The sequence below is a fragment of the Actinomadura sp. WAC 06369 genome (assembly GCF_003947565.1).
Classification (GTDB): domain Bacteria; phylum Actinomycetota; class Actinomycetes; order Streptosporangiales; family Streptosporangiaceae; genus Spirillospora; species Spirillospora rifamycini.
This window is the reverse complement of sequence record NZ_QHJN01000002.1, coordinates 136,653-146,683: the sequence shown is the minus strand read 5'-3', so window position 1 is coordinate 146,683 and position 10,031 is coordinate 136,653. Positions and strand designations below refer to the sequence as shown.

Below are 10,031 nucleotides of genomic sequence, written 5' to 3'. Positions count from 1 at the left end.
CCCTGCTCCCGCCGGACCCCGGCCCGCCAGGGCTCGCCGGCCCCGGTGGTGAGCAGCACGCCCAGGAGGTTGGCCCCCGCGAGCAGCAGCCCCGCCGCGGCGCCGCCCGCCTGCTCCCGTCCCGCCGCGGCCGCGCCCGCCGCCACCAGGCCCGCCGCCAGCAGGAGGCCGCACAGGACGGCGAGCACGCCGGCCGACGCCGAAAGCAGGGGCCGCCAGCGCAGGCGGACCCGGCTCTCCTCGATCGCGCGCGGCAGCCTCGTCCGGCGGGCCGCCAGGCACCCGATCGCGATCACGGCCGCCGCCCAGACCGCCGCCAGGCACGCGGCCGGCACGACGTCGGTGCGGAAGGCCGCCTCCGACAGGGCGCCGCCCCCGCCCCGCCCGCCGAACCGCGCCGCGAGGCCGCCGCCGGCGCCGCCGCCCAGCCGCTCGGTCAGCGACCCCGGCAGCCGCGCCGTGCCGCGGGCCGACGACGCGAGTACCGCGACGGCGACGACGCAGCCCGTCAGCGTCCCGGCGGCCCGGGCCGCGAACTGCCGGCCGGTCGGACGGGCGCGGCGGCGCAGGGGCCGGAAGAAGAGGACCGCCATCACGACCGTTCCGACGAACGTCAGCATCAGCGGCACCGCACCGATCCGGCCGGTCAGGCCGGGACTCATCCCCCCGAGCATCCCGCCCGCCGCGCCGCCCGCGCCGCCGCCGACCTCGCCGGTCAGGTCCACCCCGCCGCCGACCGCCATGCTCACCAGGGCGGGCACCAGCCGGGTGAGCGGCGCGACCTCCGCGCCGCCCGCCGCCGTGAGCGCCGCCGCCGCGGTGAGGGCCATCGCGCCGAGCCCTCCGGCGGCGGCCGCGGCGCCCTCGGCGGCCTGCCGCCACGGCGCGCGGGCCGGCGGGGCACCGGACGCGGGCGGCGGTGCGGGCCGCCGGGCGCTCATCGCCGGGCTCCCTCGTCCGCACGGCGGGACGGGAGGGGAGCGGAACCGGACCCGGGCTCCGCCCCGTGGCCGGTCGCGGGCTCCGGGCGGTCCGCCGCACGGTCCGCCCGTCCGCCCTCCACGTCGAGGTCCGGGACCAGGCGGTCCAGCCACCGGGGCAGCCGCCACGCACGCTCCCCGAGCAGCGCCAGGACCGCGGGGACGAGCGTCATGCGCACCACGAAGGCGTCCAGCAGCACCGCGACCGCCAGCCCGAACCCGACGGTTCTGATCATCACCTCGTCCGAGCCGAGGAACGCCCCGAACACCGACACCATGATCACGGCCGCGGCGGTGACGACCCGAGCACCGTGCCGCATCCCGTCGACGACCGCCTCCCGCGGCGCGGCGCCGTGCACACGCGCCTCGCGCATCCGGGTCACCAGGAAGACCTCGTAGTCCATGGCCAGGCCGAACACGACACCGACGAGGAAGATCGGCGTGATCGACATCACCGGCCCCGGCGGGGCGTCGCCGAGCAGGCCGCCCAGCCACCCCCACTGGAAGACCGCGACCACGGCGCCCAGCGCGGCCGTGATCGAGAGCAGGAAGCCCAGCGCGGCCTTGAGCGGCACCAGCAGCGACCGGAACACGACGACCAGCAGCAGGAACGCCAGCCCCACCACCAGCGTGAGGTAGGGCACCAGCGCGTCGGCGAGTTTCTCGGAGACGTCGACGTTCATCGCCGTCGGCCCGGAGACCATCACCCGCGCGTGCCCGTCGCGTTCCAGTCCGGGGGCGCGCAGCGCGTGCACCAGCGCGGTGGTCGCCGGGCTGTCCGGCGCCGCGGCCGGGACCACGGTCAGGACGGCGACGTCCCCGGACGGGCTCACCGCCGGCCGCCGGACCGCCGCGACGTCCGGCATCCCGCCGATCCGCCCGGCCAGCGCCTCGGCGGTGCTCCGGGCGTCCCCGCCGCCGTCCGGCCGGACGACCACGGTCAGCGAGCCGTTGTGGCCGGGCCCGAACCCCTCGGCCACGAGATCGTAGGCGCGCCGCTGGGTGGTGGAGGCCGGCTTGCTCTCGTCGCCGGGCAGGCCCAGTTCGAGGGACGCCGCCGGGACGGCCGCCAGACCGAGCAGGGCCGTCCCCGCCAGCAGGCAGGCGACCGGCCGGCGCACCGCGAACCGGGCCCACCGCTCCCCCATGGCGGGCCCGGCGTCCCGGCCGCGCCTCCCCCGGCGCGGCCGCGCCGGGCCGATCCGGCGGCCCGCGATGCCCAGCAGCGCCGGGACGAGCGTCACGGCGATCAGCACGGCGAGCGCCACCGTCCCGGCCGCGGCCAGGCCCATCTGGGTGAGGACGGGGACGCCCACCAGGCCCAGTCCGGCCAGCGCGATCACCACGGTCAGCCCGGCGAACACGACGGCCGAGCCCGCGGTGCCCACCGCGCGTCCGGCCGCCTCCCGCCGGTCCCGTCCGGCGCTCAACTCGCCCCGGTAGCGGGAGACGACGAAGAGCGCGTAGTCGATGCCGACCGCGAGCCCGATCATCGTCGCCAGCGCCGACGTCGTCGCCCCCAGCCCGAGGGGGCCCGACAGCGCCCTGATGGCGCCGATCCCGAGCCCGACCCCGAGCAGCGCCGTGAGCACCGGCAGGCCCGCGGCGACCAGCGCACCGAACGTGATCACCAGGACGACGGCGGCCACCAGCAGTCCCAGCGCTTCGGCGGAGTGGCCGCCGCCGGACTTCGCCACGGCGCTGCCCCCGGCCTCGACCGCCAGCCCGGCCGACCGCGCGTCCTGGACGGCGTCCATCAGCGCGTCGCGCGCGTCCGCGGGCAGCTCGCCGCCGGTCGCCTCGTACGAGACCGTGGCGTAGGCCGTCGTGCCGTCCTCGCTGACGGCCCCGGTGCGGTACGGGTCGGTGACCCGGGCGACCTTCGGCCCGGTACCGAGGTCGGCGACGGTGTCCGCGACGGCGCGGCGGACGGCGGCGTCGGTCACCTTGCCGTGCCGGGCGTGGAAGACCACTCGCGCGGTGGCGCCGTCGGCCTTCAGCTCGGGGAACTCCCGATCGAGCAGGTCGTAGGCGCGTTGGGCTTCGGTGCCCGGCATCGAGAAGTCGTTCGCGGGCGCGGCGGGGCTCCAGGCGGCCAGCACACCGACCAGGACGAGCAGGCCCGCCCACAGCGCCGTCACCGACCAGCGCCTGCGGAAGCAGAACAGGCCCGCCTTGTACAGCAGAGTCGCCACAGGGATTGGCTCCAGATCACATCGTTTCGGAACGTGACGGGGCGGCCCGGGGTCTCAAGGCGCCTGGTCACGGAGGGCGCCGCCCGTGCGGGAGCGGCGGCGCCGTGATTCGCATGCCGAGGCTGCCACCCGGTCCTTACCGTTTCCGGAGCGTTTTTGTGAGTTCCCTGAGAACGCGCGGGCCGGGACGGCCGCGACGATGCGGGATACGGGGAGCCCTTCCGCGCGGAGGCCCGTTCTCCACAAAGAACTTTCAGCAAAGGCGGTCGGGCCGTCCGCGCCGCCGTCAGGTCCGCTGCTCGGCGCGGCCGAGGCGGAGGGCCGAGATCAGGAAGAAGACGCCGCCGGGAACGGCGTAGCCGATCGCGTTGGTCAGCGTCGGAGCGTCGGCGGAGGCGCCGGCGATGAACGAGCCGCCGGCGAGCACGGAGACGGCACCGCTGACGGCGCCATGGCCGCCGGCTGCCTCTTCGACCCGGACCTGGTCTCCGAGACCTTCCTGCACGGGGTCGAAGGTCTGCTGCGGGCGCAGGCCGCAGGCGGCCGCGCGGACCCGGAACCGGCCTGAACGCGGCGTAGTGGGGAAGAAACAGCCGCGGCGGCCGCGCGGAAGGAAGGGACCACCATGGCGCTCCTGCGGATGGACAACGTCCTCATCGTCGTCGACGACCTCGAGGCGGTGACCGAGTTCTTCGCCGAACTCGGCATGGAGGTGGAGGGCAAGGCGCCCCTCGAGGGAAGCACGGTCGACCGAGTGGTCGGACTGGACGGCGTCCGCGCCGACATCGTCATGCTGCGGACGCCCGACGGCCACGGGCGGGTCGAGCTGACGCGGTTCCACGCCCCGGCGGCGGTCGCCGGCGTGCCGCCGGACGCGCCCTCGAACACGTTGGGCATCCGGCGCATCATGTTCGCCGTCGACGACCTCGACGACGTCGTCGCCCGCCTGAGCGGGCACGGCGCCGAACTCGTCGGGGAGGTGGCGCGGTACGAGAACGCCTACCGGCTCTGCTTCGTCCGCGGCCCCGAGGGGATCGTCGTCGGCCTGGCCGAGCAGCTCGGCTGACCGCGCGAGCGCCGCGGGGCGGGTGCGGACGTCACCGGGCGTGCCGCTCCCCGGGCCGGTCCGGGGGGCCGATGGCCACGGCGGCGCGGTAGCGGCCGTCCTCCATCACCGACATCGCGTCCAGGGCCGGGTCGGGCACGGGGAGGAGGTGGGCGTCGAGCCAGGTGTCTCCGGCGGCGTCGTTGGTCCACGGGTCCTCGAGGACGAGGGCGCCCGGCACCGCGGCGTGGCAGAGGACCCAGTGGGGGACGGCGAACCCCTGCATCGCCTCCAGGGAGAGCAGCAGGAGGACGCGGGCGCCGTCCGCGAGCAGGGCGCGGACGCCGGGCAGGGACAGGCGGCGCGGGTCGAGCGGGACTCCCGCGTCGGCCGCGTCCGTCCGGGACGCGCGCTGGAGGACGGCGCGCCATTCCCGTTCGTCCCCCTTGTAGGAGTCGAGGAGGACCGGGCGGTCGGTGTCGAGGAACACCGTGACCGGGGACGTCGGCCAGGCGCGGCGGACGGCGACGCCCAGGCCGACGGGCTCGCAGGCGGGGAAGTTCGTCGCGGCGCGCCACAGCGTGAGCTCCGCCGGACGGTCGAGGGACGGCGGGGGCACCGCGCCCGCCTGCGCCTGGGCGATCAGGGCGGTGACGGCGCCGCACGTGAAGTTCGTCGACTGCCGGTAGTACGGCGGCTCGGCGACGGCGCCGCCGGGACCGCCGGCCAGCCAGCGCACGTAGCCGGTGCGGGGCTCCGTCCTGGACGGGGACTGCATCGGGACGAAGCCGAGGGCCGCGGCGTCCGCGGGGTCCGCCGTCCAGCCCTCCCACTTGACCTGCGCGAGCCCGCGGTCCCGGGCGTGCGCGACGACCGCCCCGACGGCGGCGCGCACGTCGCCCACGGCGTCGACGATCTTGAGGTACGCCGCCCGCGGGCGCGCCGTCACCAGCGCGGCCCCGGCGCCCGCGGTCACGAGCCGCGGCGCGTAGGCCGACCGGTCGACCGTGCGCCAGCGGTCGGGCGCGCGCCGCGGCGGGACGTCCGGGTCGAACGGGACGACGGCGGGTGCGGGTTCGTCGGAGGGCATTCGGTGCTCCAGGGGGTCCGGGGCGCGGTCATGCGCGGGAGCGGCGCAGCAGCCAGATGAGGTAGGGGGCGCCGATCAGGGCGACCATGAGTCCGGCCGGCAGCTGGTCGGGGGCGATGAGCGTGCGGCCGAGGGTGTCGGCGGCGCAGACCAGCAGGCCGCCGAGCAGCATCGCTACCGGGATGCTGCGCCGGTGGCGGGCGCCGACCAGCGCGCGGGCGAGGTGGGGGGCCACCAGGCCGACGAACCCGACGACGCCGATCGCGACCACGCCGACGGCGGCGAGGACGGCGGCGATCGTGAACAGCGCCAGCCGCGTCCGCCCGACCGGCATGCCGAGGATGCGGGGGGTGTCCTCGTCGACGGCGAGCAGGTCGAGGTGGCGGGCCAGGCCGATCGCCAGCGGCGCCGCGACGGCGAGGGCCGCGGCCGCCGGCGCGACCTCCGGGAAGGTGCGCCCGTAGGTGGTGCCGGACAGCCAGGTGAAGATGCGCGGGGTCTGCCACGGGTCGGCGCGCAGGAGCAGGAACGTCGTGAGGGCGGTGAGGCTGTATCCGGTGCCGATGCCGATCAGGACGACCCGGTCCGGGCGCAGCCCGCCCTTCCAGGCGAGCGCGGAGATCAGCGCGAACGTGGCCAGGCCCGACAGGACCGCCATGGTGATGAGGGACGCGAGCCCGCCGGCCGGGTTCCCGGTCACCACGATCACCGCGCCCAGCCCGGCGCCGGCGGTGATGCCCAGCAGCCCGGGTTCGGCGAGCGGGTTGCGCACGGTGCTCTGGACGATGCTTCCGGCGAGGGCCAGCGCGGCGCCGGCGAGCACGGCGGCGGCCACGCGGGGGGCGCGCTCGTCGAGGGCGCGGCCGACCAGGTCGGGGGCGGCTCCCCGGAGCCACAGGGCGAGGTCGCCCGTGCGCAGCCAGAGGCTGCCGGCGAGCAGGCCGGCGAGGGCCGCCGCGGCGAGCAGGACCGCCGCCGCGAGCAGGACGGCGACGAAGCGCCGCCGGGTGCGGGGCCCGGTCCGCGCGCCCGGCGGCCGGCGGACCGGGCCCGCGTCGCGCAGGCGCAGGGCGAGGACGACGATGAGGACGCCGCCGAGCAGGGCCGTCGGCACCCCGGTGGGGATCGACGCGGCGCCCTCCGCGCCGAGCAGGGCGCGCAGCGCGGCGTCGGCGAACAGGACGAGGAGCGCGCCGAGGAGCCCGGCGGCGGTCACCAGGAGGAGGTGCCGCCGCAGCGCCGGGATCCGCGCGGAGAGCAGGCGCGCCAGCACGGGGGCGCCCAGGCCGATGAAGGCGATCGGGCCGGCGAGCGTCACCGCCGCCCCGGTGAGGAGCACCGCGAGCAGCACCGCGACGGTCCGGGTGGAGCGCACGGGCACGCCGAGCGACGCGGCGGTGTCGTCGCCCAGCCCCAGGACGTCCAGGCGGCGGCTCAGCAGCAGGGCCGCGGCGAGGACGGCGGCGATGAGCGGCATCGCGCGCAGCGACGCGTCGATGTCGAGCTGGGCGAGGGAGCCGCTGCCCCAGGCGAACAGGCCGCTGGTGTTCTCCTTGAACAGGATCAGCAGCATCGCGGTCCCGGCGTCCAGGGCCAGCGCCGTCGCCGAGCCGGCCAGGACGAGCCGCGTCGTGGCCGTCCCGCCCGCGCTGCCCGCCATGCCGAGGACGAGCGCGGCGGCGAGGAGCCCGCCGGCGAAGGCGGCCAGCCCGGACGCCCACAGCGGGACGGCGAGTCCGAACGCGGCGACGAAGGTCAGCGCGAAGTGGGCGCCCGCCGTGACCGCGAGGGTGTCGGGGGAGGTGAGCGCGTTGCGGGTGACCGACTGCAGCAGCGCCCCGGCGACGCCGAGGGCGAAGCCGACGGCGGCGCCCGCGAGCAGCCGCGGCAGCCGGGACCCGGTCAGCACGTCGCCGACCGGCACGCCGTCGACGTCCTCGCGGGCGCCGAGCGCGTAGCGGGCCAGGTCGCCCCAGCCCACGCCGGAGGTGCCCTGGCCGAGGTGCCACAGGCCCACCGCGACGACCGCGGCGAGCAGGACCGCGAGGGCGGACGCCCCGGCGGCGCCGCCGCGCGCGCCGATGCGCGGCAGCGGCGCGCGCCGGGACGGCGCCGGGAGTGCTCCACTCATTCCCCGGCGACGGCGCCGACGAAGGCGTCGACGGCCTGCGCGGTCGAGCGCGGGCCGCCCGCTCCCCAGATCCGCGGCGGGAAGGCGTGCGCCCGCCCTTCCTCGACGGCCGGGAGGGACTTCCAGATCGGGTTCTTCTCCAGTTCCTTCACGTAGCCCCCGACGCCCTCGTCGTTGGCGTAGAAGAGGTTGGCCTCGCCGACGGCGGTCAGTCCCTCGACGTCGGTCTGCGCGAGCCCGTAGGAGGCGTTGACGCCGCCGTCGCCGTACGCCTCGTTGATCTCGTCCGTCCAGACGGGGGTCATGCCGAGCTCCGCGCCGAGGGAGGTGAACAGCGCGCCCTCGCCGTAGGGCCGGATGGTGAGGTTGCCGCCCTGGAGCCAGCCGTCGAAGTACAGGAAGTCCTTCGTCGGCAGGTCGACCGCGGACACCTTCTTCTTGGCCTCCGCGAGGTGGGCGTCGAACTCCTTGATCACCTGGTCGGCGCGCTCGGTGCGCCCGGTCGCCTGGCCGATCATCTGGAAGACGCGCCGCATGTTGCCGATGGGGTCCTTCGGGTCGGCCCCGAGGGTGACGAGGACGGGCACGTCCCGCTTCTCCAGCCGCTCGATGATCTCCTCGTCGGCGCTGAACGCCTCGACGACGATGAGGTCGGGGTTCGCCGCGTAGAGGGCGTCGAGGTCGGGCTCCTCGCGGCTGCCGATGTCGGCGACGCCCTCGGGCAGCTTCTCGGCGCTGACCCACGTGCCGTAGCCGTCCGGGTCCGCCACGGCCGCGGGGGTGACGCACAGGGTGAGGGCGTCCTCGACCTGCTGCCACTCCAGCACCGCGATGCGCTCGGCGGGCTTGTCGAGCCGCACCTCCCGGCCGACGCCGTCGGTCAGCGCCACCGGGCCCGACGCCGTGGCCGTGGTGTCGTCGGCGCAGCTCTGCGACTTCGGCGCGGCGACGCCGGACCCGGCCTCCTCGACGCTGGTCGTGCCGCATCCCGCCGTGGCGAGGGCGGCGGCGACGCAGGCTGCGGTCGCGAGACGGCGAAGACTGGTCATGCGCGGTTCTCTCTTCTCTGTTCTTCCGTGTCGGGACGGTCCGGGGCGGGCCTGGCGCGGGAGGCGTGCCGGCCGACGGGGTCGATGCGGAGCCGTCCGGTCCGGGGGTCCTCGGTGACCTCGACCCGGATGCCGTAGACGTCGCTGAGGTTGCCGGTGGTGAGGACGTCGGCCGGGCGGCCCGCGGCGTGGACGCGGCCGGCGCTCATCAGCAGCAGGGTGTCCGCGACGCGCGCCGCGTGGTCGAGGTCGTGCAGGACGACGCCGACGGCGACCCCGTGGTTCTCGGCGAGGTCGCGGATCAGGTCGAGGGTCTCGACCTGGTAGCGGAGGTCCAGGTGGTTGGTGGGCTCGTCGAGCAGGACCACCCCGGTGTCCTGGGCGAGGCAGGCGGCGAGCCAGACGCGCTGCATCTCTCCGCCGGAGAGCTCCCCCGCCGCCCGGTCGGCCATGTCCCGCACCCCGGTGGCGCTCATCGCGTGCTCGATCGCGCGCCGGTCCTCGGCGGAGAGCCCGCCGAAGCCGCGCCGGTACGGGTGGCGGCCGAACGCCACGACGTCGCCGACCGCCAGGCCGTCCGGGGTGGGCCTGGACTGCGCGAACAGCGTGACCTCGCGCGCGAAGCGGCGCGCGCCGAGCAGGGAGATCGGGCGTTCCGGGCGGCCGTCGCCGCCGTCCAGCACCGCGCGGCCGCCGTCGATGCGGTGCAGCCGGGCGAGCGAGCGCAGGAGGGTCGACTTGCCGCTGCCGTTCGGGCCCACCAGGGCGGTCACGCGCCCGGCCTCCAGCGTCAGCGAGGCGCCGTGGACGACCGTGGACCTGCCGTAGCGCAGGACCAGTCCGTCCCCGCGCAGGGTGTGCCGCCGCGTCACGGCGCCCCGCAGCCCGGGAGGGAAGTTAGGTTAGCCTTCACTCACTCAGGATAGATTCGGCCCCGCGACCGCCACAATCCGGACTTTCGGACAACGGATACGGAATTTCGGTCAGCGAAGGTCCCGGGACGCGCCGACGTACGCCCCCGGAGTGGTTCCCATGACGCGGCGGAACGCGTCGATGAACGTGCTGGTCTGCGCGTAGCCGAGGCGCTCGGCGACGTCCTGCACCTCGCAGCCCTCGCCGAGCAGCGCGAGCGCCCGGTGGATGCGCAGCGACCGCCGCCACTGCGCGAACGACAGCCCGGTGGCGGCGCGGAAGGCGCGGCTGATCGTCCGGGGGCTGACGTCCAGGTCGCGGGCCCACTCCTCCAGCGAGCGGTCGTCGGCGGGATCCCGCAGCAGGGCCTCGGCGACCACGTCCGCGCGCGTCGCCGGGCATGCCCAGCGCGAGCGGCCGCCGCGCCGGCTCCAGCACGTCGAACACGACCGCCTCCGCCCGCGCCCGCGCCCCGGCGTCGATGTCCGGGCGGGCCAGGTGCGCCAGCAGCGACTCCAGCAGCGGCGTCACCGCGACGGCCGTGGGCCCCGCGAAGGCCACCGGCGTCCGGTCGGGGGCGAAGAAGGCGGTGCGCAGTTCGGCCTTCGCCGTCAGCCGGCCGGCGTGCA

At 76.7% G+C, this 10,031-nt stretch carries 9 protein-coding genes; 1 reads left to right on the top strand and 8 read right to left on the bottom strand.

The window, feature by feature from the left end:
• The 3 genes from DMH08_RS01730 to DMH08_RS01720 all read right to left on the bottom strand — a co-directional run.
• On the bottom strand, nucleotides 1–941 hold a 941-nt coding region (locus DMH08_RS01730; RefSeq protein WP_233617349.1), incomplete at its 3' end, for a streptophobe family protein.
• Nucleotides 938–3,175: an MMPL family transporter gene (locus DMH08_RS01725; protein WP_125611200.1), complete on the bottom strand. Its 2,238-nt coding sequence runs from the start codon at nucleotides 3,173–3,175 to the stop codon at nucleotides 938–940. The genes DMH08_RS01730 and DMH08_RS01725, both read right to left, overlap by 4 nt.
• 286 nt (nucleotides 3,176–3,461) lie before the next feature.
• Nucleotides 3,462–3,680 carry a hypothetical protein gene (locus DMH08_RS01720; RefSeq protein ID WP_125611198.1) on the bottom strand — a complete coding sequence of 73 codons (219 nt, stop codon included), beginning with the start codon at nucleotides 3,678–3,680 and terminating at the stop codon, nucleotides 3,462–3,464.
• Nucleotides 3,681–3,815: 135 nt separating this feature from the next.
• On the opposite strand from DMH08_RS01720, the gene DMH08_RS01710 reads away from it, so the two are divergent.
• Nucleotides 3,816–4,241: a VOC family protein gene (locus DMH08_RS01710; protein WP_199747568.1), complete on the top strand. Its 426-nt coding sequence runs from the start codon at nucleotides 3,816–3,818 to the stop codon at nucleotides 4,239–4,241.
• Nucleotides 4,242–4,272: 31 nt separating this feature from the next.
• On the opposite strand, the gene DMH08_RS01705 is transcribed toward DMH08_RS01710, so the two are convergent.
• The 5 genes from DMH08_RS01705 to DMH08_RS41375 all read right to left on the bottom strand — a co-directional run bounded on the left by DMH08_RS01705 (nucleotide 4,273) and on the right by DMH08_RS41375 (nucleotide 9,782).
• Nucleotides 4,273–5,310, bottom strand: coding sequence for a peptidase C39 family protein (locus DMH08_RS01705; protein WP_125611196.1), 1,038 nt, complete (start codon nucleotides 5,308–5,310; stop codon nucleotides 4,273–4,275).
• Between the two features lie 28 nt (nucleotides 5,311–5,338).
• Nucleotides 5,339–7,441, bottom strand: a complete 2,103-nt coding sequence (locus DMH08_RS01700; RefSeq protein WP_125611194.1) for an iron ABC transporter permease — start codon at nucleotides 7,439–7,441, stop codon at nucleotides 5,339–5,341.
• Complete coding sequence (locus tag DMH08_RS01695; protein WP_125611192.1) at nucleotides 7,438–8,490, bottom strand: iron-siderophore ABC transporter substrate-binding protein; 1,053 nt, start codon at nucleotides 8,488–8,490, stop codon at nucleotides 7,438–7,440. Before DMH08_RS01695 ends, DMH08_RS01700 begins: the two co-directional genes overlap by 4 nt.
• Entirely contained in the window at nucleotides 8,487–9,362 is an 876-nt protein-coding gene (locus tag DMH08_RS01690) for an ABC transporter ATP-binding protein (RefSeq protein WP_199747563.1), read from the bottom strand. The genes DMH08_RS01695 and DMH08_RS01690 overlap by 4 nt, the downstream gene beginning before the upstream one ends.
• 111 nt (nucleotides 9,363–9,473) lie before the next feature.
• Nucleotides 9,474–9,782: a helix-turn-helix transcriptional regulator gene (locus DMH08_RS41375; RefSeq protein ID WP_233617348.1), complete on the bottom strand. Its 309-nt coding sequence runs from the start codon at nucleotides 9,780–9,782 to the stop codon at nucleotides 9,474–9,476.
• Nucleotides 9,783–10,031: the final 249 nt, after the last annotated feature.

Excerpts from the sequence above, each read along its gene's own strand:
- DMH08_RS01710 (WP_199747568.1), top strand. The coding sequence starts at position 3,816 with ATGGACAACGTCCTCATCGTCGTCGACGACCTCGAGGCGGTGACCGAG.
- DMH08_RS01705 (WP_125611196.1), bottom strand. The coding sequence starts at position 5,310 with ATGCCCTCCGACGAACCCGCACCCGCCGTCGTCCCGTTCGACCCGGAC.
- DMH08_RS01700 (WP_125611194.1), bottom strand. The coding sequence starts at position 7,441 with ATGAGTGGAGCACTCCCGGCGCCGTCCCGGCGCGCGCCGCTGCCGCGC.
- DMH08_RS01695 (WP_125611192.1), bottom strand. The coding sequence starts at position 8,490 with ATGACCAGTCTTCGCCGTCTCGCGACCGCAGCCTGCGTCGCCGCCGCC.